We start from the raw sequence: 26067 nt of genomic DNA on the forward strand, positions 1-26067 counted from the left end.
TTATATACTAGTCTATGCAGGAATTCAATTCAGTGTGACAACAGCACCTAAATTAATCAGGAAATCTTGGTGAAAACAACATCATCTAAATCTCTATTAATCGCAACCGCCATTATTATACCTCTAATTAGCGTTGCTGGGTTAATGATTGCAGCAGGTTCTGGTCAGGTCGCTGCACCGCCAATCACGGCTAAAGTACATAGAGTTGCAGTGATCAAACTTGCTCCCCAACAGTCCTATCAGCAGCAGCAAATGGCTTACGGTCGGATAGAGTCAGCGAATATAGCTAATCTCGGGTTTGAGTTGGCCGGCAAGGTCGAACAGTTGCTCGTCGATGAAGGAGACTTTATTCAGGCGGGTCAGCTAATTGCTCGTCTGGATACACAACGTATCGACGCTAGCATGAAAGAATTAGATGCTGCGCTGCAAAGGGCCAAATCCGACGCACGTTTAGCCAAACAATCTCAGCAACGAGTGGCCGAATTAGTGGCCAAAAAGCTTGAATCTTCACAACGGTTGGATGAAGTAAACGAGTCTTATCAAAGGTCCAGTGCACAGGTCGCTGAAACCCAGGCGCGGATCAATACCCTACAAGTAGAGTTGTCAAAGTCTCAATTGCTAGCATCATTTGATGGCACTGTGGTGTCGCGCCCAGTAGATCCGGGCACTGTCATATCGGCTGGACAACCTGTTTTCCAAGTGCAGCAGGCAAGTCAGTATGATGCACGTATTGCCTTGTCTAGCGATCGCGCCTTTGCACTGAAAATTGGTCAATCCCATGATTTACTTGTCAATGCTGAGCAGGTTTCGGGCGTGGTGAAATCCATCGCTTCTACCCGACAATTGAACACACGGACCATAGATGTGATCTTCTCCTTGGGCGATATCCTAGACTCTCGTTTACTGCCCGGAGACCTAGTCGGCTTGACCTATAGTAAACAAGTCAGTGAATATGGTGCTTGGGTGCCTAAAGAGGCATTAAGTAGCGGAATACGTGGCCTTTGGACATTATTTACCGTACCGGGCAAGGGTCAACAAAGTGTAACCTCCCGCTCAGTGGAAGTGCTGTATTCAGGTCAAACACACAGTTTCGTGCGTGGCGCGCTCAGTGCTGATGATTGGATGGTGGTGAGTGGCGCCCACCGGTTGGTGCCCGGGCAAGTTGTGGAAGCGGTGGAGTCTGCTACCAATGCTCAGGTAATGAGCTTAATGGCATCTAATCAAGGGATGCGATAATCATGAGCCAAGCACACCACCCTAAGGTACAAAAAGGGCCTTGGTTCAGCGCATTTTTTAGTAACGGTCACTTGTTAGCCTTAACCATTGTGATTTTTCTGGTAGCAGGGCTATCGGCGATTTCTTCCTTGCCCCGTCTCGAAGATCCTCGGATTGATACTCGCAATGTGTTGGTGCTGACCGCTTATCCGGGAGCATCGGCAGAGCGTGTGGAGTCCTTGGTCAGTGACGTAATTGAGGATGAACTACGACAACTTTTTGAAATCAAGGAAATTAAATCAACCTCGCGAGCCGGAATTTCAGTGATCAGCGTGGAATTGCAGCCTTGGGTCGACAACCAGACCAATGAACAGATTTTCTCTAAAATTCGCGATAGTTTGGCAGATGCCAAGCAGCAATTTCCGCAGGGGGCAGGGGAGCCGGAGTTAGACGAAAAACGTGGGGCTACCTCATTTACCTTGTTGGTCGGTTTGCATTCGCCTGCAGGTTACCACACCCCGATGTCAATTCTTACCCGTATGAGTGAAGAGGTAGCAGACCGTTTACGTAACGTGTCAGGCACTGAGTTGGTCAGAACTTACGGTGAATTAACCCAAGAAATTAGCGTAGAAGTCGACCCCCATAAACTCTCTAGTGTGGGCTTGAACGTGGCGCAGGTGAGCCAAATTATTGCCTCTGCTGATCCTAAGTTGCCTGCTGGTGTGGTTAGAAGTGACACCCAGAATATCCGCATTCAGATTGCCGAAGAATTGGCTAGTTTAGATGTGATCCGTAATATTCCGTTAAATGTTTCAGCCAATGGTCAGTTTATTCATCTTCAAGACGTTGCAACTGTTTCCCGTGGCTGGCAGCAACCCCTAACTGAAATTGCCTTGGTGGACGGTGAGCAAATGGTATTTGTTGCAGCGAGAATGCAGCCAACCGTTCGAGTAGACAAATGGACTGAAAACGCAAAACAAGCGCTCGCTGAGTTTAATCAGTTGTATCAAGGCTCCGTAGCTGCAGATATCGTATTCGAACAAAACACCTATACCGAATCAAGATTGTTGGACCTCACCCAGAATCTGTTAATGGGATCTTTGGTGGTGATGGCTGTGGTTTTTCTTTTTATGGGCTTTCGTTCTGCCTGGATTGTAGGTATTTCGCTGCCGCTGAGCGCCGCATTTACCATTTTCTCACTGAGCTTTTTTGATGAGCAAATCCATCAAATGTCTATTTTTGGTATTATTATCGCTATAGGTTTACTGATTGATAATGCGATTGTTATCACCGATGAAATTCGAGCGAACTTGCTCAACAGTGCGAATTCTAGAATGGACGCCCTAGTCAAAAGTGTCAGACATCTTTTTAACCCATTACTTGCTTCCACATTAACTACTATTTTAGGCTTTATGCCGATTTTTCTGCTGCCAGGAAATATCGGCGATTTCATTGGTTCTATCGCCATCAGTGTAGTTATGGCCTTAATTGGCTCGCTATTCATTTCAATGACGGTGATAGCTGCTCTAGCCGCGCGATATTTACCGCGACCTAGTGCCCTTGACCAAAAACAAAAATGGTATCAAGGCGGGATTCAGTTTCCCATATTAACCCAGTGGTACAAGGCAGCCATTGCCAAAGGGATTCAACGTCCGCTGTTAATTCTGTTGATTACCGTGAGCTTGCCCATCGCAGGTTTTGTGTTGGCAGGCCAACTTGGTAATGTATTTTTTCCCAGTGCAGATAGGGACCAATTTGAGATTTATGTGTGGCTACCGGATGGCACTGCAATCGGCAAAACTAGAGCAGTTGCAGAGCAGGTTGACGAACATATTCGTGCCTCAGATAAGGTTGCGCAGGTGACTTGGCTGGTGGGCGGTTCAGCGCCTTCCATCTATTACAATCAAGTTATGACGAGAGACAATACTGCTCATTTTGCCCATGCTGTAGTTAAAACGGTATCTGTTCGCGCAGCGGCTGGCTTAATTGCACAACTACAAAATGAATTGGACGACTCTTTTCCACAGGCAAAAGTAGTGGTGCGGGCATTTGGCCAAGGACCGCCAATATCAGCGCCTATTGGAGTGGAGATTTATGGTCCTGATCTTGCGGTAATAGATGAATTAGGTCAGCAAGTGCGTTTAGCTATGTCCCAGCTCCCAGGAATAACCAACAGTATTGCGTCGATCACTATGGGTGAGCCTGAACTCATTTTGAACGTCACCCGCACTGTCTCATCCCTTTCCGGATTGTCTCTAAACGATATCGCAAGTCAATTACGGGCATCCCTGGATGGGCAAATCGGTGGTTCGGTGCTTGAAGGAACCGAAGAAATACCTATTCGCGTAAGGGTTCCAGCATCTTTTCGGAATAATTTAGATAGTCTGAATGCTATGCCTTTACTCACTCCTGCATTGATCAATCAACAGTCTTGGTTACCCGTTTCGGCATTGGGTGAATTTGAACTGCGTTCCAGTATTGCAGGAATAACCCGTAAAAATGGTGAGCGGGTTAATATTGTCGAAGGCTTTCTACTTCCCAACGCCACCGCGGTGGATGTTAGTAATGGCTTAAGTCGAAAACTAAGTGAGTCGGGTTTCGATTTACCTAAAGGTTACAAAATTAAAATGGCAGGAGACGCCGACGAGCAGCAAGAAGCCTTGGGATTATTAGCCACCTATGCGCCTGTTCTACTAGTGCTGATGATAACGACTTTGATTTTAACGTTTAGAAGCGTCAAATTAGCGATGCTTATTGCTAGCGTAGCGGTTTTATCAGTAGGTCTGGGGATGTTTAGCTTGTGGTTGTCAGGCCTGCCAATCGGATTTAATCCCTTGCTTGGCTGTGCCGGATTAATCGGTGTGGCGATCAATGGTTCAATTGTGGTGATAGCGTCGATTAATGCGAACTCCGAGGCTAGGATGGGGGATCTTGAACAAATTGTACGAGAAACTATGAGTTGTAGTCGGCATATTTTATCGACTACTTTCACCACCGTAGGCGGATTTATTCCACTATTGATATTCAGTGAAGGAACATTTTGGCCGCCGTTGGCAGTGGTTCTAGCCGGTGGAGTAGGATTTTCGGTTATTCTATCATTGGTTTTTACACCCATAGTGGCTGGCAGGTTGGCAATCCATAGAGGTAAACAGGCCATGCACGCTTCACCTGTTATGGGGTAGAATGTAGTAGATTTGAAGCCCAAGTGGGCTAAACTTATTACTCAACCGTAAAATGATTGGAATAAACTAAATCAATGAAGCTAACACGCTGGTTAAAAACCGATTGTCCATACTGCCAGCGAATGCGAATGATTTTGCTATGGTGCGTGATCATGTTGATAGTGTACTTTTATGTCTGGCAATGAACGACAACTTGAAATAGAAAAGGATACAGCAAGTCAAAGTATCAAAATTAGAGCCGTTGCCAAGCGCAATGGATTGAGTACTTTGATATTCGGTTTGCTCGCTCTAATGCTGTCAATACTCCTATTGGCCTTGCTACCGAAATCTATTTATTTGCTTGGTATTTTTGCTTTGAGTGCATCAATCGTCACTATGTTGATTGGCTGGTTTAAAATACGAGAGCCGCAACATAGCCTCGAACTTACCAAAAGCCACATTCACTATCACCACCGCCATGGCAAATGGAGTGTCACTTGGGACAACATCCAACGGATTGACGTACCTAAAGTTACTACTGGACTAGACGTTCTTCCATTAGCAATGGTGGGCATTAAATTAAGAGACTACGAACCGCTTCTGCAGGTAATATCACCTCGCTTGGCCACCAACTTATTATTGGAGCAACGGGCGTTACTGCTGCAAAACAATCAATGTGCCAATGGTGGTTGCTACAACACCGACTTGATAGAAAATGACAGCTACAAAACAGCCAACGGCAAAGTCCTCAAAGGAATCCCAGCGATGTTGGCGAATAGAATGAGTAAATTACGAGCAGCACTGGGCTTTGATTTATTTATATCAATGGGGGAGCTTGACCGCTCCAGCGAAGAGTTTGTTGAATTACTCCGTCAATGCCAAGCACAGGTCATCAAACAGCAGTAATACCAACATTATTGAAAATCAATGCCCACAGCGATAACACTCTCAGTCTCGTCAAAAAAATCAGCCATACGTTGATCCACTAAATCATAATCTTCAGTTTTAAGAGCGGTTTCTAACTCTTTGCACAGCGCTAACAAAAGGGGGACGCCAGTGTAGCAGCATGCTCCATGCAATTTATGTATGAGGGCGGCGAGGCTTTCTCTATCGGAATCGTGCCAACTAACTCGGATCTCTTCTACCTGCGCAGGTAACTGTTGAATAAAGTCTTGCAACACGTCCTGAGCCGCTTCTGCATTTTGATTTGCTCGCTGCAAGGCTAAAGACCAATCTATTGATGACAATTCTTGCGCTGAGGGATCCGATAAAGCACACCAACGCTTGATAAGCGTAACCAGATCACATAAATCCAGAGGCTTGGGTAAATAATCGTCCATACCAGAGGCTAATAAGCGCTCTTGTTCCTCTTTTAGCGCATGGGCGGTCAACGCAATAATAGGCGTACCCAAATTCAACTCCGTTTTTCGGATTAGACGAGACGCTTGTAGTCCGTCCATATTTGGCATTTGCACATCCATTAAAATTAAATCGTATTCATTTTGCTGACATAGCGACACAGCCTCTTCGCCGCTGAAGGCCAACGTGAGTTCGAGTCTTGTTGGCTTCAGCCATGTTCTTAGCAGGCGCAGATTCATTTCCATATCGTCCACAGCTAATACTTTTGCTTTGGGTAAACTCAATAGATCTTGTTGTACCTGATCGTGTTTGGTCTCAATTGGCTGTTCGGTCAAACTAGCAAGCTTACTGAGAGTTAATGGCAATCGTAAATGTCTAATAGATTCAGAGCGGTGTGAATAAACATCACTTTCGGGGCCTGAATACATGATGACTAAATCTTGCATTTTCAATTTCGCCAAATCGTTATACAGCTCATCTTGGTTGGCATCACCATTTTGTGGGAGACAGACAAACACCGAATCAAACTTATGCTTTAAACGATTTAACTCACTAAATTTTTCTACTTTAGTCACTTCTGCACCAACATTGTTGAGCATTTGAATGGTCGAAAGAGTCGATTTAGGCTCGGTCTGATAAACTAAAACCTGCCTTTTATTCCAGCCGATATTGCGAGAGAAGGATTCATTTTTATTCAAAACCGTTGTCATAATGCGGACAATAAAACAGCTACCTTCGCCAGGTTGGCTATCTAGCTGAATTCTACCACCCATCAAACGCACCAATTGTTGACAGATAACTAGACCTAGTCCTGTGCCCTGATAGGAGCGACTTATCGCATCATCAATTTGTGAAAACGCATTAAATAACTTTTTGCGATCGTGTTTGCTTATGCCTATTCCGGTATCTTCAATTCTAAAGTTGAGCTCAAACAGGTCGTGCTCCAAGGCTTTACCTGTGACGGCTAAACTGATACTTCCTTTGGGAGTAAATTTTAGCGCGTTGCCTAATAAGTTAGTCAGAATTTGCTTAATACGCTGTGCATCACCTATCAGTTTTTCCGGCAGTGGTGAAAGCTCAAAATAGAACTCTAGCTGTTTAAGGTGGGCTGATCTGGCCATTACACTGACCAATTCTTCAAGAATGTCATTGGGTAGAAAAGGTAGGCGGTTAAGCTGCAACTTGCCAGCTTCTATTTTTGAAACATCAAGTACATCATTCACTATACTCAGTAAACTGTCGGCTGCGGAGTTGATGATACGAACGTGTTCCTGTTTGTCTGGGGGTAAGGGCGTATTAACCAGCTCTTTGCTGAAACCTAAAATAGCATTTAGTGGTGTGCGTATTTCGTGACTCATATTGGCTAAAAACTGGGACTTGATATTACTAGCACTTATCGCGTCTTTTCGCGCGATATCGAGCCTGACATTCTGCTCTTCGATGAATTCCATGTTGTTGCGTAAATCATTGGTGGCTTGTTGGATATCCTGCTCTAACTGATTACGGCTTTTATCTAGAATGGCGATAGAGAAAAGCCCCGCTTCGATAAAAACCCCAACTTGGAAGCAGTAAGTAGTGAAAGTGTTGCTGGGAAATATACCGGTTAAGCTAAGCATGCCTATCACCGCAGAAAGTGCCAACACGCCCCAGGCTAAGACGAAATATCGTGCGGGTCTGAATTTATTTAAATAACTCTCCACCCCCGCGGCTAAATAGGAAAGAATAGCAAACATACTGATTAGATAGACTAGGGTATTTTGCGACAAAACTGGGAATAGATTGATTAACGAACAGAACCCCATCACTCCAAGTAACAATATATTAATTTTGATAAAGGGAGAAATTTTGGGGGCGGTATGTTTGGCATCTAAAAAGGTATAAGTAAAAAGCCCTGATGCAATACCGATAATCACAAAAATGAGGTCCATATGTTGGCTAATCCACAATGTTAATCCATATGGAAGTAACATGGTGGCATGGCCGCCCCAGATAAATTGCCACAACAATACGGCACAAATATAGCCAACATAGCCCAGTAAGCTTTTTTCTTTACTCCCAAAGTATAGGACTAAATTATACACCGCCAAAATTAATAAACCGCCGTAAAACAGGCCCCATAATAGGTTATCCCAGAAGCTAGACAGGACATACTGAGAAAAGGGTTGGATATCTATAGGGGCGATGATTTGAGTGCTGTGGGATTCCAATCGAATGAACAAATCAATAGTGGTGGCGTAGGGTAAATCGACTCTGATAGAGGGAAATCGGCTGGATTGATTTTGTGATAATTTTCCTTGTTTATCTGCTGCTATCAGGGTTTTACCGTGAAGTAGATAAAAATCGACTTTTTCAATATGGGGGAAGCCGATATCGATGACCCATTCCTCAGCATCACTGACATTGCTAAAACTAGTGTGCAGCCAAATTCCTTTGTTTTGAATGCCGTAATTGGGATTGGAAGACGACTGCCACTTAAACTCATCGAGTTTCTTTCTAACTTGATCTATGTGCAACTGCTCGTTAGTCTCTTGCAAAATTTGTACTTTTTGGGAAAGCCGGATGATCTCGTTTTTATTGATTAATTGCAGAGTCGATTGAGCTAAGGCAAATTGACAGAGACTTAACAACACTAAAGTTAAACTCACTAAGTGGATGCTATGCCTTTTACTATGGGCTAACGACTTTGTCATAATATGCAGAGGGTTACGTCAAAAGTTGATGAACAGGACAAGCCATTAAACCCTGAGAAGCCAGTTTTTTCAAACTCTTATCAGTAATTCAACAGGCAATTGCTGATTGAGGTAAATTGAATTGCCAAAATAGACCAAATAAAAGGTATATTAGTAGCCTCTTGTTAATTGAAATTGTGCAGCAGCACCAACGGAAACCTGTATGAATAAAATAACTACTTGCCTAACGGGAGCATTAAGTCTCCTACTAAGCTCTGCAGCTTGGGGTTTAGCCCTGGACAAATTAACCTTACCTGCTGGATTCACAATCGCTGTGTATGCACATGATGTGACTAATGCCCGCCAAATGGCGTTAGGAGATAACGGCGTGGTTTACGTCGGCAGTCGTGGCGAAGGTAAGGTGCATGCGGTTATCGATGAAGACCGTGATGGCACAGCTGATAAAGTTGTATTAGTGGCCGATGGACTAACTATGCCCTCGGGAGTAGCGTATCGAAATGGCGATCTGTATGTCTCCGAAGTAAGTAGAATTGTAAAGTTCGCCAATATTGATAAAACCTACGGCAATAAGCCGGCGCTGGAAGTGGTCATTGATGGTTTACCAAGTGAGATACATCACGGCTGGAAAAACATCGCTTTTGGACCAGACAACTGGCTGTATGTGCCGGTTGGCGCACCCTGCAATATTTGTCAAACACTTGGCGGTGAGAAGTTTGATGATCCTGTTTATGCCAGTATATTGAAGTTTAATATCAAAACAGGTGAAAAGCGCTGGGTGGCCAAAGGCGTTCGTAACAGTGTTGGCTTTGATTGGCATCCTGAGAGCAAAGAATTTTGGTTCAGTGATAATGGTCGCGACATGATGGGCGATGATATACCACCCTGCGAAATCAACCGTGTTAGCGAAGATGGGCAACATTTTGGCTATCCGTATTTCCATGGTGGAGATGTCCCTGATCCAGAATTTTCTATTGGCAAAAACAAGCAAGATTATGTTGCCCCCGCGCTGAAATTAAATGCTCATGTCGCGCCCTTGGGGATTTTGTTTTATCAAGGAAGCCAATACCCTGCGTCTTACAAAAATAATTTATTCGTCGCTGAACATGGCTCTTGGAATCGAACTAAAAAATCAGGTTATCGGGTGATGATGGCAAATATAAAAGACAATAAAGTGCAGTCATATACGCCTTTTATTGAAGGATTTTTAAATCCAGATGATAGTGCGTGGGGACGACCGGTTGCCATGCTTACACTGCCCGATGGTAGTATGTTGATATCTGATGATTTCGCAAACGTAATTTATAGGGTAACCTACAAATAACGAGTCCTTAACAGGTCTCAATTTGATCTCAATAATAACAATAATGAGCTTACAAAATTTACTATGAGTGAAGAAATCACCATTAATAAAGACGGTATTGAACAATTAGCGTTAAGCCGTTTCACTGAAGATGCGTATTTGAATTATTCAATGTACGTGATTATGGACCGGGCTTTACCTCACATAGGCGATGGCCTTAAACCCGTGCAGCGTCGCATTGTTTATGCAATGTCTGAGTTGGGTTTAAGTGCCACGGCAAAATACAAAAAATCAGCTCGAACAGTCGGTGATGTGTTAGGTAAATTTCACCCTCATGGCGATTCGGCTTGTTATGAAGCCATGGTATTGATGGCCCAACCCTTTTCTTATCGCTACCCGTTGGTTGATGGTCAAGGTAACTGGGGTGCACCGGATGACCCTAAATCCTTTGCGGCAATGCGTTATACCGAATCGAGATTGTCTAAATTTAGTGAAGTTTTGCTAAGTGAATTAGGCCAAGGCACCGTTGATTGGCAGCCTAACTTTGATGGTACTATGGATGAACCGCGAGTTTTACCGGCTCGATTACCGCACATTTTATTGAATGGTGTGACTGGTATTGCGGTGGGTATGGCAACCGATATTCCGCCACACAACGTCCGTGAACTGGCAAATGCTTGTGCACTATTGTTGGATAATAGCCGGGCCGAATTAAGTGATATTCTTGAACATGTTCAAGGGCCCGATTACCCCACCGAAGCGGAAATAATAACGCCCAAGGCGGACATCGTTAAAATTTATGAAACGGGTCGCGGTTCAATCAAGATGCGTGCGGTTTTTCATGAAGAAAACGGTGACATTGTCATTACCGCCCTACCGCACCAAGCTTCTGGAGGTAAAGTCTTAGAACAAATTGCAGCCCAGATGCAGGCCAAAAAGCTGCCCATGGTAAGTGATTTACGTGATGAATCGGACCATGAAAACCCCACTCGTTTGGTGATTACACCTCGCTCAAATAGAGTGGATATTGAACAGCTGATGCAGCATTTATTTGCTACTACAGATTTAGAAAAAAGCTATCGCGTCAATATCAATATGATTGGTTTGGACGGTCGACCTAAGGTTAAAGATCTACGTACGATTTTAACCGAGTGGTTGGTGTTCAGAAAAGATACTGTAGTGCGACGTTTGCAATACCGTTTAGATAAAGTGCTAGCAAGATTACATATCCTAGAAGGGTTATTAGTTGCATTCTTAAATATTGATGAAGTCATTCGCATCATCCGTTACGAAGAAGAACCGAAGAAAGAATTAATGGCACGCTTTAGCTTGTCAGATAAACAAGCAGAGGCAATTCTAGAACTAAAACTGCGTCATTTAGCCAAGCTGGAAGAGTTTAAGATAAAAGGTGAGCAGGAAGATCTGGCAAAAGAGCGCGATGAATTGCAAACCTTACTGGGCTCTGAGCGTCGTCTAAAGACCTTAATTAAGAAAGAAATTTTATCCGATGCCGAAAAGTATGGCGATGACCGCCGTTCACCCATCGTCGAGCGTGGCGAATCAAAAGCATTAACAGAAAAAGAATTGGTGCCCTCTGAAGCGGTGACCGTTGTGCTGTCGGATAAAGGCTGGGCGCGATGCGCCAAAGGACATGATGTGGACGTTGAAGGTCTCAGTTATAAGGCCGGCGATGTTTATTTATCCAGTGCTAAGGGGCGTAGCAATCAGCAAGCCGTTTTCCTCGACTCGTCAGGTCGAACCTTTGCCGCAGATGCACACACTCTGCCATCAGCGAGAAGCCAAGGCGAGCCGCTTACAGGTAAGTTTAATATTGTCAGTGGCGAAACGGTGCAGCATGTGATCATGGGCTCGGACCAACAACGCTATCTAGTTGCTTCGGATGCTGGTTATGGGTTTGTAGGCAAATTTGAAGATATGGTGAGTAAGAATAAAGCGGGTAAAGCCTTTTTATCCTTACCCACTGGAGCTAAAGTGATTAAACCTCAAACCGTTAATAGTATTGAGACAGATTGGTGTTTAGCTATTTCTAATGAGGGACGCATGTTAATGTTCCCATTACGTGATTTACCTAGTTTAGGTAAAGGTAAAGGTAACAAGATCATCAATATCCCATCGGCCAAGGCTAAAACACGGGAAGAGTACGTCAGCATGCTCAGTGTGGTGCCAGAAGGAGCTCAGGTTAAAATTGTCGCAGGTAAACGGGCTATGACCCTCAGTGCTAGCGATTTGGCCCATTACCAAGGTGAGCGTGGCCGTCGCGGTAATAAACTTCCAAGAGGCTTGCAACGGGTAGATTCAATTGAAGTGGAACAAGCGAGTCAACAACAGTCTACTGCTGCGTCAGATGATTCTGATATAGCAGAATAACGTCTAATCGAGTGCTATGCTGGGTCCCTTGGCGGCCCAGCTTTTTCTGTGCAATCGATGAGGTAATTGACCTTACTGGCAAGCGTCTATCTTATGCGCCAAGTCTGATCACATTTAAACTGACTCATCGTACAGTTTTAGCCGCCAACGAGTACAGATTTGCTGTTTAAATTTGATATCAATTCTGAGCCCTTCTACTCTCTTGTTAAACATTACTGATTTGGAAATGACGTCCGATGACCTCACTCGATCTACATACATCGTTACAACACACCTTTGGTTTTGATGAATTCAGAACGGGTCAACAACAGGTCATCGAAAATTTACTCAATGGTCATTCTACCCTAGCTATTTTTCCAACCGGCTCAGGAAAGTCATTGTGCTATCAGTTTACAGCACTGCATTTACCACATTTGACTCTGGTAATATCCCCCTTGTTGGCCCTAATGAAAGATCAATTAGATTTTTTGCAGCTAAAAGGTATTCCTGCCGCTCGTATCGATTCGAGTATGAGTTACGAGCAAAATCAGCAGATCATGGGGCAGATTCGACAGGGACAGCTAAAAATATTGATGGTGTCAGTTGAGCGTTTCAAAAACGAACGCTTTAGACAGTTCATAGAGAGTGTCCCTGTTTCAATGTTAGTGGTAGATGAAGCTCATTGTATTTCAGAATGGGGCCACAACTTCAGACCAGACTATTTAAAACTTCCTGTCTATCAAAAGGCCTTAAATGCACCTTTGGCGTTACTGCTAACGGCGACTGCAACAAGTGAAGTCAGTCAGGATATAGCCAGCAAATTTGCTGTAGGCCCACATAGCATAGTACAAACTGGCTTCTACCGTGCCAATTTACAACTACAGGCTATTGTAGCCACTGCACAACACAAAGATGCACTTCTAATCGACAATGTTTCTGCGCAATCCGGTGCAGGAATTGTCTATGTGACTTTGCAAAAGCAAGCGGAAGATGTCGCTAGACTGCTACAACAACAGGGATTCAATGCAGCGGCGTACCATGCCGGAATGGCTGACGAGAAAAGGCAATTACTGCAACAGCAGTTCATGCAAAATGAAGTTGATATTGTGGTGGCAACTATTGCATTTGGCATGGGGATAGATAAAAGCAATATTCGTTTTGTGATCCACTACGAGCTACCTAAATCCATAGAAGGTTACAGCCAGGAGATTGGCCGAGCTGGAAGAGATGGTCTGCATGCTAACTGTATTACCTTAGCCAGTTTACACAATCTGACTACCTTAGAGAATTTTGTCTATGGTGATGCTCCTGAGCTCTCGTCAATCCAAACCTTGCTTCAGTTGATTCAACAGCAAAGCGAATCTTCACGCTGGGAAACGCAACTTATTCCCTTGTCTAATACCACTAATATTCGTCAACTTCCGTTAAAGACCTTGTTTGTTCAATTAGAATTGATGAAGGTTATAACCCCATTATTTGGCTATTTTTCAGAGTTTCGTTTTCGCTTTAAAGCCGAGCCTGAAACCATTTTGCAGCTTTTCGAAGGTGAAAGAAGACAGTTTTTAGCGGCAATTTTTCAATCCAGTCCACGTAAGAAAATTTGGGCAACATTGGACCAAAAAGGACTCTATGAGGCTTATCCACATGAACGTGGTCGTTTAGTTAAAGCGCTTGATTATTTGCATGAAAAAAATCAGATAGAATTGCACAGCAAAGGTCACACAGATGTCTATCAAGTCGATGAGCAGGCGCTAGCCGAACCTAATTTAGCAGAACTACTTTTTCAATATTTTAAACAAAAAGAAACTGCTGAAATTGGAAGGATCGAACAGTTAGTTGATTTTTTTCAATCAAAAACGTGCTTGAGTCAACGTTTGGCAGGTTATTTTGATGACAATAGTTTATCGAATCCTTGTGGCCATTGCAGTGTGTGTTTGAGCGGCCCCATAGTTTTGCCCGGCAGAAATAATGATGCGGTTGTGCCAGAACAACAAAGAATCAATCAAATTTACGCTCAGCTATCAGCGTTGCTGGAAAAGAAGTTAATGACTCAATTGACCCCAGAATTATTCAGTCGGTTTTTAGCCGGTATGACGAGTCCATATTTAACTAAAATAAAGGCCAAATCCGTTGCCGGATTTGGCCTTTATGAAGCTATGCGCTATCGCGATATTTTCCCACTCGCGGTTCTAGCGAGTGAAGCACATATTTAGCTTTTCACGTTAGTGCTTTCGAATATTTTATCTGCAGATGCAGCGACAAAACCGCGATACAGGCTACCGTCAGGTAGTGTATAACGCTGGGCAAACTCATAGAAACAGCTTGGAACTTGCTTTTTGGTATCGCTAAATTGTACTTCTATTTGGTCTGCCATGGTGGATGATTGAGCCAAGTGAACCTCTGGGCCACCTTTGATCTCGCCGCCAGAGGTGTTTAACACAAATCCGGCTAGTTTAAGTTGAGCATTTACGTCGGCTAATATTTGGAAGTGTTGTAAATGATTAACTGAAACGGTGAAGTGGTTTGCTCTGAACCCCCACGCAGCCATCCATGCAGCATACTCAGACGCCTCTAAAAGAGTCTCATAATCTACACTGGAAATTTGCCAGTGAGTGCCTGAGTATAAGAAGTCGTCCATAGCTGCAGCACTGTCATCAATATTGGCCACCATTTTAGTGATAATCGCCTGTACTTCAGGGCTGAATTGTTCAACCAGAAGCTCACTGATAAAGACCTTAGGTTTGGTGCTATCCGGATGCTCGAAGTGTTTAGCTTTTAACTTTTTTTGTTCAAAATCATACTGACCTTTTTCTTCATAACCTAATGCGATGAATTGGGCTGCCAGTTTGTTCATATTGATCTTTTCAATATTAAATGTGCGAAAAGCAACATGGTCGTTGATCACTTCACGTTGACCGTCAAATTCTTCCAATAGAGCATGAACTTTCTGAGCTGACGGTGTGATTGAGATATAATCTTGCCAGAGGTTAGCAAACAAGGTGTCTATTTGTGTATGCATACTACGAATCACTCTTAAATATAGCTCGGGATGGTGCAACCTTTTGGACACCATCCCAGTTGTTTTAAAAAACCAAACCTGGGCTTAAAGTGCCAGGCATGGTGACTTTGTCTAGTTCCACTGATGCTACTGGGAATGCACAGTAGTCAGCAGCATAATATGCGCTAGCTCGGTGGTTACCACTGTCACCGATTCCACCGAATGGAGCTGCACTGCTTGCACCTGTAATGGGACGATTCCAATTGACGATACCGGCACGAATTCGTTTGAAGAAATGTTGGTACTCGCTTTCATTATCGCCCAAAAATCCTGCGCTCAAACCAAAACTAGTATTATTCGCTTGATTGATAGCCTCATCTAAGGTGTCAAATCGGATCACTTTGAGCAAAGGCCCAAAATGTTCCTCGTCAGGCATAGCGTCGACTATGGCAGTAACCTCCAGGACTCCTGGGGTAACAAAACCAGATTGCTCATCTAGGTGTTGTAACTCAACCAGCGCTTTAGCACCTAAATCCAGTAATTGTTGTTGAGCCCGCTTCATGCCTGCAGCAGCTTGTGCTGAGATCATTGCACCCATAAAAGGTTGTTCCGAAGCGTCGTATTGACCCACGGTGATTTTTTTGGTGACTTCAATCAGCCGAGCAAGGATTGCATCACCCTGAGGTGTGTTCTCAATAAATAAACGACGAGCACAGGTACAACGTTGGCCAGAGGTGACGAATGCTGATTGCACTATATCATGCACTGCAGCATCAATATCGCTTACACCTTTAACGATTAGAGGGTTATTACCGCCCATTTCCAAGGCCAAGATTTTACCTGGGTGACCAGAGAATTGTTCGTGCAAAATTTTACCAGTGCGAGAGCTACCTGTGAAAAACAAACCATCTAAGCCAGTGTGACCGGCTAACGCTTTGCCTGTTTCAACTTCACCTTGTACTAGGTTAAGCACGCCACTTGGTAAGCCGGCCTGTTGCCATATTTTAACCATCTTTTCAGCCACTAACGGCGTGAGGTCGCTAGGTTTAAACACTATGGTGTTACCTGCTAGCAGTGCCGGAACAATGTGGCCGTTAGGTAAATGACCTGGGAAGTTGTACGGGCCAAACACTGCCACTACACCATGTGGCTTATGGCGAATAAATGCCTTGCCCACCGGCATAGGGTTTTCTACTGTACCGGTTCTCTCTTGGTAGGCTTTTTCGGAAATACCGATTTTGCCGATCATTGCAGCCACTTCTGTTGCCGTTTCCCATAAAGGCTTACCGGTCTCTTGAGCAATGGTCAAGGCGAGATCTTGTTTGTTTTCGCCAAGTAATTCCGCATATTTTTTTACGATAGCTAAGCGCTGTTCAAAACTCAAGTCACTCCATGCTAAAAAAGCTTGGCGGGCCGCGTTTACTGCACTGTCTATTTGTTCCGCTGAGGCTGACATGGCTTCCCATATAACGGCTTTCTTGGCAGGGTCGATAGATTGGATTTTGTGACCTTTACCAAGGTGCCAGTCACCTGCAATATAATGTGCTTGTGTATTCATAACTAAGCTCCTTGAACTACTTAACAGCTAATTTGAGTTGGCGCAAAACGAATAAAATCTCCATCGACAACACCAAGTGCCTTTGCACTATTTGCATCGATGTAGGCAATTTGGGCTTCTTTATCTATCTGTAATTGGGCGGTTAACGCCTTGAAGTCCTTGACCAAAGTGTTAATTACATAACACATTTCGCCTTGCTTAGATTTTTCATCATTTACTTTAATCGCCATTTTACGGCTAGCTTGCGCGGTACGTATATGGTTAATATTTGCTTCGACTGTTGGACCTGCGTCAAATATATCGACGTATCCTTGGCAGTAAAAACCTTCTTGTTGAAGTAACTGCAGTGCTGGACGGGTTTTCTCATGCACCTGACCTATGACCGCTTGAGCAGCTTTGCTGAGCAAACTGACATAAATCGGATATTTCGGCATAAGCTCGGCAATAAATACTTTATCGCCAATACCGGTAAGATAATCCACTGTAGGGAAGTCCATCGAGAAAAAATGTTCCTCTAGCCATTGCCAGAAAGGGGAGGCGCCATGTTCATCACTCACCCCGCGCATTTCTGCGATTACCGTTTGAGCGAAACGTTGCTCATGCTCTACCATGAATAAGAAGCGAAACTTCGATAACAATCTACCATTACTGCCTTTCCGAGCATTTTCTCTGAGGAATAATGTGCAAATTTCTGACACGCCAGTATAGTCATTGCACAGGGTTAATATGTCTACCGTATTGTGAATGTTCAACTCTCGTGAAGCATGCACAACTTTACCTAAATGGTAGTGGTAAAATGCATCTTTGGTTCCGACGGTAGCTTCTATACCACTGGTGCCGACTACTTCTCCGGTCTCAGTGTCTTCCATAACAAACAGATAGCTCTCGCTACTTGGTTCAGTGACCGTCTGCAAGAACGACGCTTCTGAGCGTTCAATCTTGCTACGTAATAAGTCTTCGTTTACCGGTAGAGACGTAAAGCCAATACCGGACTCAACAGCGATGCTATGCAGCGCTGAATAGTCTTTTGATGCGATAGGACGGATCACTTTCATATTTGAATGCTCTTCATAATTAACTGCGAAGTTATTCGCCTACGACCTGCGCTACCGCTAGTTCGAATCGTTCTAAGCCTTGCTTAATGTCTGCATCAGGTATAACTAATGAGGGCGCAAAACGAACCACGTTAGCACCGGCAATCAAACACATTAATTTGTGTTGGGTAGCAGCGTTAAGAAAATCCCGTGCCCGACCTTTGTATTTTTCATTTAGCGCACAGCCTAATAACAAGCCTTTGCCGCGCACTTCATCGAAAACATGATATTTGTCATTAATTGCCTGTAAGCCATCACGGAAAAGCTGTTCTTTTCGAAACACGCCTTCTAGTACCTCTGGCTGATTAACAATATCAAGGGCTCTTTCTGCAACAGCACAAGCTAAAGGGTTGCCTCCATATGTACTGCCGTGGGTACCAGGTTTTAAACTTGCAGCAATCTTGGCTGTGGTAAGCATAGCGCCGATTGGGAATCCGCCGCCTAGTGCCTTAGCCGAGGTTAGGATGTCAGGAGTAACGCCTAAACCCATATAAGCATATAAATGACCTGTACGACCCACACCCGATTGGACTTCGTCAAAAATCAATAAGGCATTGTGCTTGTCACATAGTGCGCGAACGCCTTCAACAAATTCTTGAGTCGGGCTAATAATACCGCCTTCACCTTGCAATGGCTCCATCATAACAGCACAGGTTTTGTCTGACATGATAGCTTCTAGAGCTGATAAATCGTTGTAATCAACGTGTTGAATTGCTCCAGGCTTAGGACCGAACCCATCAGAATAGGCAGCTTGGCCACCAACGGTTACGGTGAAGAATGTACGACCGTGAAACCCTTGGTTAAAGGAAATAATTTGATTCTTTTCTTCGCCGAAATGTTCTATTGCATACCGACGAGCTAATTTAAGTGCAGCTTCATTCGCTTCTGCGCCTGAGTTTGCAAAATAAACACGTTCAGCAAACGTGGCGTTGGTTAACTTTTTAGCTAGACGCAAGGCTGGCTCATTAGTGAATACATTGCTCAAATGCCAAAGTTTTTCGCCTTGCTCTTTAAGCGCCGCAACTAACTCAGGATGACAATGACCCAAGACATTAACCGCAATACCGCCAGCAAAATCGATATATTCATTGCCATCTTGATCCCAAACACGAGAGCCTTCGCCTTTGACTGGCACCAACGCAGCAGGATTGTAGTTAGGGACCATTACTTCATCAAACGTATCACGAGTTACTTGCATTTGTTACCTCACTTAAATTACTTGCCAATGAAGGTTGTTTCTACAACATCATCACTATTATCGGGTATCAATGGTCTTTAGGGGACCAATTTTGACTGCGCATTGTGTCAGATTTTAAACAAATTGTCTCTAGTAAAACAGGCGGAATCCCTTAATAATAAAGGGGTTCCGCTAAATTTGCAGGAAATGTGAATAACTATTTAATCTAGCTTGATGCTTTTTCTCATAACGTGACACCCATGTTTATATCAGGACACCCATCTTATTAAGTTGACACCCATGTTAATAACATGACACCCATGTTATTACGATGATACCAAGGCTTATAAAATGCTTAGGTTTAGAGCATCAGCCATAAGAAGAGGGCTGAATACTGTAATCATATAGAACATTAGATTAGATGAAATTCGAAGTGTGTTGGAATTTAAGGTGGGTGTCCTGATAACAACATGGGTGTCACAAAACTATGTATTCTATTTAAATAAGCGCTGAATCCTTTAATCACTTGCTTGCATGATTATGTGAAATAAATGCAACCAAATGACCTAAAAAAAGGTGCAAGTGCTAAGATTCAACATATAACTGACCCAAAGACGGGGTTTTCAGTATACACATGGCGTCTTTAGGAATATGAAAGTTGGGCAACAAGGTCTTGTTTCATCTAGCTTGATATTTTCTGTTACAACGTGAAACTCATGTTTATCTCAGGACATATATGGACGCTCCCCTGATGTCAACGTACTAATTGCCCCTTCGTGCTGATTTTCTGCACGAATTACGTTTTTACTATTCTATTACCGCTAGTCTGTTGTCTTGAAGGCAGTCTAAAATGGCTTAGTTCTGACATATATTCAGGCTCTTTATTAGCGTTGGTTTAATCAACGCTGGCCTCTGATGAACTCCGAACCTTATCGCCTAAAAACACCCAGTCGGATTGTTATCCGTGTCTAAGTCTGGCTTTGATGAGGTAGGTAGACCGTTTTCTTCATCATTTTATGACTAAGCGGGGTAGGTAAAGTAAGTGTTATCCCGTGTCTTGCCTTCCACAACACCCACACAGGCTTGGTGCCTTTGTCCTACACGGAATTGAGCTCGACAGGGATAACGTAAAGTGATTCATGTTATGCGCTCACTTGTGAGGACGTAACGCGATAGTGCTCCTGACGTGTGAGCAATATCCAGATTAAACGTGCTAAACGATGGGCGACGGCGACTGCCACTTTATTAAACGGCTTGGTAACGCGAAGTTTAGTGGCCCACAGTGATAACGGATCAGTTCTTTGCGCGGCACGACTCACGACAGACCGCGCACCATGTACCAGTTGTTTACGTAAATAACGGTCTCCGCGTTTGGTAATGCCGCCCATCTTACTGATATTGCCTGAGGCGTGTTGTTTAGGCGTCAGCCCTAACCACACGGCAAATTCTTTGGGATTATTAAACGCCTGGCCTTTATCAATGGCGGCTAAAAACGCTGAGGCATTAATGAAACCAATCCCTGGGATGCTGAGCAATATTTTGCCACTTTCACTGTTATTAACAAAGTGATGCAATTGCTGCTCAATGGCCTTGATGCGAGAGCGTGTGTCTTCATATTCTGCCTTTAACGCGCGCATCATGGTTCTCAACTGGTTACTGCGTTGTTCGCTATCAATTACTTGGGCTAATCCTGCACACAAGGCCACGTGGCCACAAGGAAATATTACCCCAAATTCACTTAACAACCCGCGTATCTGGTTACTCAGGGCCGTTTTGTTTCTAATTAAGCGCTCTCGAATTCGATGCAAGCAATTAATTTCTTGCTGTTGCTCAGATTTTACGGGGACAAAGCGGATATGTGAGCGCTGGCTGGCTTCTGCTATGGCAAAAGCATCGTTATGGTCATTCTTGTTGCCTCGCACAAAAGGCGTGACATGTTGGGCTGGTATAAGCTTGGTATCATGACCTAATTTAGCAATTTCACGCCCCCAGTAATGCGATGAATAACAGGCTTCCATCACCACCAACGTAGGTGGTTGTTGGCGCATAAAATCAAGTAGCTCAGTCCGTTTTAATTTCTTATTAAATTGCGGTTTAATATGTTCATTTACTCCGCACACTTGAAATACAGTCTTTGCCAAATCGATGGTAATTGTTTTAAGCTTCATATTGGACGTTCCCTATGTAAATAGTCTTGTTTAAGAACTACTATTTTGGCGCATTGACGCCGTATTGGGGAGCGTCCATCTCATCACCCACGTGTTGGATAAATACAAAAAGTTTGACAATATCTGATGCCCAGATCTTGTTAATAATGATTCTGGGTGAAATTGCACTCCCATCACGGGCATCTCTTTGTGTTCAATGGCCATTGGTTCAACTCCGAACTTTCCATTGCACCAAGCCGTCATTGAAAACTCGCTAGGAATACTATTCTTTTCTAAGATTAGAGAATGATATCGGGTCGCTTCAAACGGGTTATTCACATTGTCAAATAATGCCGAGCCTGAGTGGTTTACATTTGAAGTTTTACCGTGCATTATATTTTCCGCGACTTCAACTTTAGCACCAAACACTTGGCCGATTGCCTGATGTCCGAGACACACTCCCAACATGGGGATTTTGCCAGCGAACTTATCGATTGCTTCCAAAGTAATACCTGCGTCATTTGGGGTACATGGACCAGGCGAAAAAACAAGCTGCTGCGGCGCTAAGCGGGAAATTTCAGTACAGCTTAGCTTATCATTTCTTACAACCTTGACCGTCGCTCCGAGTTCCCGAAAGTAACGGGCAAGATTGTGCGTAAATGAATCGTAATTATCAATCAGTAGCAACATAAAAAGGGTGTTAGCTAAGGCTTAGCTATAAAACCAACCGCCTCATATACTTTTTTAAGTGTCTTTGATGCTCTTTCGCTGGCTTTTTCCGCGCCGCTTCGCATGATTTGGTCCAAATGCGCACGGTCCGAACGAAGTTGATGGTATCTTGTTTGGATAGGCTCCAACAGCGCTACAACAGCATCTGCAACATCACCTTTCAAATGACCGTACATCTTGTCCTCATATGCTGGAACAAGAGTTTCTATACTTTCACCTGTGGCACAAGATAGTAACGTCAGTAAGTTAGACACACCTGGTTTCTCCGCCACATCATAGTAGATGCGCGCTTTTTCATCGGAATCAGTAACCGCTCGTTTAATTTTTTTACTGATTTTTTTACTATCTTCTAGTAAACCGACAAAATTATTGGGATTAGTATCGGATTTAGACATTTTCTTATTCGGTTCTTGCAGACTCATTATTCGAGCGCCGAATTCTGGAATAAACGGATCCGGAATGGTGAGGACTTCGCCATACAAATTGTTAAATCTCGTTGCGATATCACGAGTCAATTCCAGATGTTGCTTTTGATCTTCACCTACAGGAACATGATTCGCCTGATAGGCCAAGATATCTGCCGCTTGTAATACCGGATAGCTATAAAGGCCGACATTGATATTGGTGACGTTTTTGGCTGACTTATCTTTGAACTGAGTCATACGATTCAATTCACCCATTTGTGTATAACAATTCAATATCCAAGCCAACTGTGCATGTTCAGGGACATGAGATTGTATGAAGATGGTACTTTGTTCAGGATCAATCCCGCACGCTATGTAAAGTGACAGGCCATCGAGACAAGCTTCGTATAGCGCTTTGGGGTCTTGGCGTACAGTGATCGCATGCAAATCCACTAACATATACAAACAATCGTGATCCTGTTGCATATTGACCCATTGTCTCAACGCACCCATATAATTACCGATGGTGAGTTGGCCAGAAGGTTGGCATCCGCTTAGTACGATTGGTTTGTTCATAATGATAAATATCTTCTTGTAATACTGAGTGTTTGGAAAATTAGACTGAATGGACTTTAGCCAATTCGCTACGCATATTATCAATGACAGTCTTGTAGTCAGTTTGATTAAAAATGGCTGATCCGGCTACAAAAGTATCGGCTCCGGCCTCCGCGATGCTGCGAATATTATCGACTTTTACGCCGCCGTCAATTTCAATTCGAATTTCTTTCCCAGATTGCCGTATTAATTGTCGCAATCTTTTAATTTTATGTAATGTGGAGGGTATAAACTGTTGCCCCCCAAAACCAGGGTTAACAGACATAATTAACACAAAGTCCAACTTTTCCAAAACATACTCTACACAATCGAGAGATGTCGCAGGGTTGAGAACTAGTCCTGCTTCGCAATTATGATCGAGTATCAATTGGATACTTCTATCGACATGTTTACTTGCTTCGGGATGGAAGCTGATCCGACTTGCCCCTGCTTCTGCAAAACCTTCAATCATAGTATCAACCGGTTCTACCATTAAATGCACGTCTATGGGCTTTGAAACGCCATGCTTGACGAGTGATTGGCAAATCATTGGACCTATTGTGAGGTTTGGCACATAGTGATTGTCCATAACGTCGAAATGGATTAAATCGGCTCCTGCATCAATTACCTTATCTACTTCATCTCCCAGTCGAGCAAAATTCGCGGATAGAATTGAAGGGGCGATCAAAAAAGGCTGCATATGTTTCTCCATTTGTTTATTCGGTTAACTTTACCGAAAAAGGCTGGATGACTAAAGAAAAACCGCCGCACCATATTGGTGCTAAAGATTTATTGTGGTGCGAAAGAGTCTAGTTAAGATATTTCTCCTTCAGTTCTTCAATCTTACTAATCACCTTTAATTCCTTAATTTTCAAACGGTTGCATGTAATTGATGGCTAGTGATATTAGCGGCACTAGAATTGCCTTTAAAAGGTAACGACATAACTTCCTGAATAATAATTAAAAAATATAAAATACTTTAATAATTGGAGAACACATATGAAATCAATCAAATTAGCGGCCATAGCTATTGCTGTCTTATCTGCATCAAGCGTCAGCTCAGTTGCTTTAGCTGATGTGGAAGCAAATGTAGGTGTTACTAGCAACTATCTTTGGCGCGGTGTAAGCCAGAGTTCAGACGATGTTTCCGTTTCTGGTGGTATAGATTATTCTCACGAAAGTGGTTTTTATGCAGGTACTTGGATTGGTAGCATAGACTTCGGTGATGGAAGTGGAACTGAAAATGACTATTATTTAGGTTACGGTGGTGAGTCAGGAGAGTTCGGCTATGACGTTGGTTATATTTATTATGCGTATCCAGCTGATGGTTTCGAAGACTCAAATTTTGGTGAAATATATTTCAATGGTTCATATAAAGCATTCGGTTTTGGCGTCGCTTATACGGTGAACAGCGAAGTAGATGATGGGTCATTGTTCGATTCTGGGGATATGTACTACAACCTAAGTTACGGTTTTGATTTACCAGAAGAATTCACTCTTGGATTGACCCTTGGTTACTATGATTTTGATGCGGGCAGTGATGCGGATTATAGCCACTATCAAATTGACTTAGCTAAAGGTGATTTCACGCTAAGTATTTCAAAAGCTGAAGAAGAAGCCGCTGGCTCAGGTAAGGGCGATGATACTAAGTTCGTAGTGAGTTGGGGCACATCTTTTTAATCGGTATTTACGGAACCCTAAAAAGCCAGCTAAATGCTGGCTTTTTGTGTTTTAGCGCCTAGCAATTGTAAATTTACGGTAAATATTGCAGTCCATACGGTAAATAGAGATGGCTCAATTGTTGAACAAAGGTATACTATTCACATATATCGTGGAAAAAGGGTACTTACATGAACAGGACGTTAAAATGTAGTTTATCAATTGCATCAAGTTGTTTGCTGGTTAGTCTAGTGGCAGCCCACATCTCATTGGAACAATCCGCTGATTTTTGTGCCAACATAGAGCGTGGACAATATGAAGTGAGCTTACCTATGAGTCATCCGCTTAACCGATGTGCTGCTGGGCAATCTAAAAATGTCAGTTGGACAAATTGGTTTTCTGGCCGCTCACCAAGTTATCAATTTCATTATTTAGACCTTCTAGAGCTCCTTTCCAGAAGCACAGAAGAAAAAGCTAATTAGCCTTTGGACGTCAATTAATTGAATCAATCTCAAACTAAGGCCGCATACCTTTGGAACATTTTCAAGAGCGTTGCCGCGAGCGTTTTTGGGGTTCAGTCTGATAAAAACTACAAACATGATTTTGAACAAAAATCATTCCTTCCTTACCTAATGGTAGGAATTGTTTTTGTTACTGCGCTTGTACTGGGACTGGTATTACTCGTTAATATGTTACTACCATAGATAAAATTAATTCGTGATATAGGCTACCGTAGCTATGTCTATCCGCCTTATATTTCCTCATCTATCCTTATTTATATAGCGCTAGCAGTTCACTCACTTTTACTCTCTTGTCGCCTTTTTGGCTAATGGTTCTGCTTACCATTAACTGAGTTACATCCGCCTGAGAATATATTTCCCGGGTAAATGGAGTGTCGTGATTACTAATCAAAACATGACACTGTTTTTTGTCGGTGTGTTCTTTGGCTAATTTAGCTAAATTTTTTTGATCTTCTATCGTAAATGCCGTTTTAGAGTATTGAGTGAATTTAGCTGTCATGCTAATCGGGGCGTAAGGCGGATCACAATATACAGTATCTAGTTTTCTAGATCGCTTAAACGTATTTTCATAAGATTCACAAGTGAATACAGCCTTTTGCGCCTTTTCAGCAAAATAATAGAGTTCCTTTTTTGGGTAATATGGGGATTTGTAACGGCCAAAAGGAACATTGAAGCCGCCCGATAAATTGTAGCGGCACAGACCATTATAGCCGTGACGATTGAGATATAAGAATAAACACGACTTGAATTGAATATCATTAGAAGCGTTGAATTCTTTTCTCAATTGATAGAATCGTTCTTCCTGATTATTTTTGGCGCAAAAAAGTTTTTCAGACTCTTTTATGTAAAACTCAGTATTGTTCTTTAACTCATTGTATAAATTGATTAAATCAGGATTAATGTCATTTAAAAGATAATTTTCATAATCAGTATTAAGAAACACTGAACCGGCGCCGACGAAAGGCTCTATTAGTTTTTTTCCTTCAGGCAATCTTTTACAAATGTCTTCAATCAGCCCATATTTTCCGCCTGCCCATTTGAGAAACGCTCTGTTTTTATTTTTTTTCATGGTTTCTAATTATTTGGTTTTGTCT

Annotated in this window: 19 protein-coding genes; 9 read left to right on the forward strand and 10 right to left on the reverse strand. The window is 43.1% G+C overall.

The features are described from left to right. Nucleotides 1–69: 69 nt before the first annotated feature. From QR722_RS02835 to QR722_RS02845, 3 genes are all read left to right on the forward strand, one after another. Complete coding sequence (locus QR722_RS02835) at nt 70–1236, forward strand: efflux RND transporter periplasmic adaptor subunit (protein ID WP_286285240.1); 1167 nt, start codon at nt 70–72, stop codon at nt 1234–1236. Between the two features lie 2 nt (nt 1237–1238). Then, nucleotides 1239–4397: an efflux RND transporter permease subunit gene (locus QR722_RS02840; protein ID WP_286285241.1), complete on the forward strand. Its 3159-nt coding sequence runs from the start codon at nt 1239–1241 to the stop codon at nt 4395–4397. A gap of 171 nt (nt 4398–4568) precedes the next feature. Beyond that, nucleotides 4569–5282: a DUF2982 domain-containing protein gene (locus QR722_RS02845; protein WP_286285242.1), complete on the forward strand. Its 714-nt coding sequence runs from the start codon at nt 4569–4571 to the stop codon at nt 5280–5282. Between the two features lie 8 nt (nt 5283–5290). On the opposite strand, the gene QR722_RS02850 is transcribed toward QR722_RS02845, so the two are convergent. Further along, nucleotides 5291–8380, reverse strand: a complete 3090-nt coding sequence (locus tag QR722_RS02850; protein WP_286285243.1) for a hybrid sensor histidine kinase/response regulator — start codon at nt 8378–8380, stop codon at nt 5291–5293. A gap of 247 nt (nt 8381–8627) precedes the next feature. Here QR722_RS02850 and QR722_RS02855 point away from each other — a divergent pair, with 247 nt between their 5' ends. From QR722_RS02855 to QR722_RS02865, 3 genes are all read left to right on the forward strand, one after another. Then, on the forward strand, nt 8628–9746 hold the full coding sequence (locus tag QR722_RS02855) for a PQQ-dependent sugar dehydrogenase (protein ID WP_286285244.1): 1119 nt from the start codon (nt 8628–8630) through the stop codon (nt 9744–9746). Between the two features lie 63 nt (nt 9747–9809). Next, on the forward strand, nt 9810–12113 hold the full coding sequence (gene parC, locus QR722_RS02860; RefSeq protein WP_286285245.1) for a DNA topoisomerase IV subunit A: 2304 nt from the start codon (nt 9810–9812) through the stop codon (nt 12111–12113). Nucleotides 12114–12349: 236 nt separating this feature from the next. Continuing rightward, a complete protein-coding gene (locus QR722_RS02865) occupies nt 12350–14305 on the forward strand; it encodes a RecQ family ATP-dependent DNA helicase (RefSeq protein ID WP_286285246.1) in 1956 nt (651 codons plus the stop codon). On the opposite strand, the gene QR722_RS02870 is transcribed toward QR722_RS02865, so the two are convergent. The 8 genes from QR722_RS02870 to rpe all read right to left on the reverse strand — a co-directional run bounded on the left by QR722_RS02870 (nt 14302) and on the right by rpe (nt 23493). Further along, complete coding sequence (locus QR722_RS02870; RefSeq protein WP_286285247.1) at nt 14302–15111, reverse strand: DUF1338 domain-containing protein; 810 nt, start codon at nt 15109–15111, stop codon at nt 14302–14304. The two genes, QR722_RS02865 and QR722_RS02870, sit on opposite strands and share 4 nt — an antisense overlap. Nucleotides 15112–15175: 64 nt before the next feature. Continuing rightward, nucleotides 15176–16648, reverse strand: a complete 1473-nt coding sequence (astD, locus tag QR722_RS02875; protein WP_286285248.1) for a succinylglutamate-semialdehyde dehydrogenase — start codon at nt 16646–16648, stop codon at nt 15176–15178. Between the two features lie 20 nt (nt 16649–16668). After that, nucleotides 16669–17703, reverse strand: coding sequence for an arginine N-succinyltransferase (gene astA / locus QR722_RS02880; RefSeq protein ID WP_286285249.1), 1035 nt, complete (start codon nt 17701–17703; stop codon nt 16669–16671). 31 nt (nt 17704–17734) lie between these two features. Beyond that, nucleotides 17735–18940 (reverse strand): aspartate aminotransferase family protein, encoded by a 1206-nt coding sequence (locus QR722_RS02885; protein WP_286285250.1) that lies wholly within the window; start codon nt 18938–18940, stop codon nt 17735–17737. 1121 nt (nt 18941–20061) lie between these two features. Continuing rightward, on the reverse strand, nt 20062–21087 hold the full coding sequence (locus tag QR722_RS02890) for an IS110 family RNA-guided transposase (RefSeq protein ID WP_286283064.1): 1026 nt from the start codon (nt 21085–21087) through the stop codon (nt 20062–20064). A 30-nt stretch (nt 21088–21117) separates the two neighbouring features. Next, nucleotides 21118–21756 carry an anthranilate synthase component II gene (locus QR722_RS02895; RefSeq protein ID WP_286285251.1) on the reverse strand — a complete coding sequence of 213 codons (639 nt, stop codon included), beginning with the start codon at nt 21754–21756 and terminating at the stop codon, nt 21118–21120. 14 nt (nt 21757–21770) lie between these two features. Beyond that, nucleotides 21771–22775: a tryptophan--tRNA ligase gene (gene trpS / locus QR722_RS02900; RefSeq protein WP_286285252.1), complete on the reverse strand. Its 1005-nt coding sequence runs from the start codon at nt 22773–22775 to the stop codon at nt 21771–21773. A 40-nt stretch (nt 22776–22815) separates the two neighbouring features. Further along, a complete protein-coding gene (rpe, locus tag QR722_RS02905; protein ID WP_286285253.1) occupies nt 22816–23493 on the reverse strand; it encodes a ribulose-phosphate 3-epimerase in 678 nt (225 codons plus the stop codon). A gap of 299 nt (nt 23494–23792) precedes the next feature. On the opposite strand from rpe, the gene QR722_RS02910 reads away from it, so the two are divergent. From QR722_RS02910 to QR722_RS02920, 3 genes are all read left to right on the forward strand, one after another. Beyond that, nucleotides 23793–24473, forward strand: a complete 681-nt coding sequence (locus QR722_RS02910; RefSeq protein ID WP_286285254.1) for a TorF family putative porin — start codon at nt 23793–23795, stop codon at nt 24471–24473. A gap of 170 nt (nt 24474–24643) precedes the next feature. Then, on the forward strand, nt 24644–24934 hold the full coding sequence (locus tag QR722_RS02915; RefSeq protein WP_286285255.1) for a hypothetical protein: 291 nt from the start codon (nt 24644–24646) through the stop codon (nt 24932–24934). Nucleotides 24935–24952: 18 nt separating this feature from the next. Then, nucleotides 24953–25156 carry a DUF2970 domain-containing protein gene (locus QR722_RS02920; RefSeq protein WP_286285256.1) on the forward strand — a complete coding sequence of 68 codons (204 nt, stop codon included), beginning with the start codon at nt 24953–24955 and terminating at the stop codon, nt 25154–25156. Between the two features lie 67 nt (nt 25157–25223). Here QR722_RS02920 and QR722_RS02925 read toward each other — a convergent pair whose 3' ends face one another. Beyond that, nucleotides 25224–26042 carry a Dam family site-specific DNA-(adenine-N6)-methyltransferase gene (locus QR722_RS02925; RefSeq protein ID WP_286285257.1) on the reverse strand — a complete coding sequence of 273 codons (819 nt, stop codon included), beginning with the start codon at nt 26040–26042 and terminating at the stop codon, nt 25224–25226. Between the last annotated feature and the right edge of the window lie 25 nt (nt 26043–26067).

This window comes from Aliiglaciecola sp. LCG003, assembly GCF_030316135.1.
Taxonomy (GTDB): Bacteria; Pseudomonadota; Gammaproteobacteria; order Enterobacterales; family Alteromonadaceae; genus Aliiglaciecola.

Coding starts and splice junctions, on each gene's coding strand:
- QR722_RS02840 (WP_286285241.1), top strand. CDS start 1,239: ATGAGCCAAGCACACCACCCTAAGGTACAAAAAGGGCCTTGGTTCAGC.
- QR722_RS02845 (WP_286285242.1), top strand. CDS start 4,569: ATGTCTGGCAATGAACGACAACTTGAAATAGAAAAGGATACAGCAAGT.
- QR722_RS02855 (WP_286285244.1), top strand. CDS start 8,628: ATGAATAAAATAACTACTTGCCTAACGGGAGCATTAAGTCTCCTACTA.
- parC (WP_286285245.1), top strand. CDS start 9,810: ATGAGTGAAGAAATCACCATTAATAAAGACGGTATTGAACAATTAGCG.
- QR722_RS02865 (WP_286285246.1), top strand. CDS start 12,350: ATGACCTCACTCGATCTACATACATCGTTACAACACACCTTTGGTTTT.
- QR722_RS02870 (WP_286285247.1), bottom strand. CDS start 15,111: ATGCATACACAAATAGACACCTTGTTTGCTAACCTCTGGCAAGATTAT.
- astD (WP_286285248.1), bottom strand. CDS start 16,648: ATGAATACACAAGCACATTATATTGCAGGTGACTGGCACCTTGGTAAA.
- astA (WP_286285249.1), bottom strand. CDS start 17,703: ATGAAAGTGATCCGTCCTATCGCATCAAAAGACTATTCAGCGCTGCAT.
- QR722_RS02885 (WP_286285250.1), bottom strand. CDS start 18,940: ATGCAAGTAACTCGTGATACGTTTGATGAAGTAATGGTCCCTAACTAC.
- QR722_RS02890 (WP_286283064.1), bottom strand. CDS start 21,087: ATGAAGCTTAAAACAATTACCATCGATTTGGCAAAGACTGTATTTCAA.
- QR722_RS02895 (WP_286285251.1), bottom strand. CDS start 21,756: ATGTTGCTACTGATTGATAATTACGATTCATTTACGCACAATCTTGCC.
- trpS (WP_286285252.1), bottom strand. CDS start 22,775: ATGAACAAACCAATCGTACTAAGCGGATGCCAACCTTCTGGCCAACTC.
- rpe (WP_286285253.1), bottom strand. CDS start 23,493: ATGCAGCCTTTTTTGATCGCCCCTTCAATTCTATCCGCGAATTTTGCT.
- QR722_RS02910 (WP_286285254.1), top strand. CDS start 23,793: ATGAAATCAATCAAATTAGCGGCCATAGCTATTGCTGTCTTATCTGCA.
- QR722_RS02915 (WP_286285255.1), top strand. CDS start 24,644: ATGAACAGGACGTTAAAATGTAGTTTATCAATTGCATCAAGTTGTTTG.
- QR722_RS02925 (WP_286285257.1), bottom strand. CDS start 26,042: ATGAAAAAAAATAAAAACAGAGCGTTTCTCAAATGGGCAGGCGGAAAA.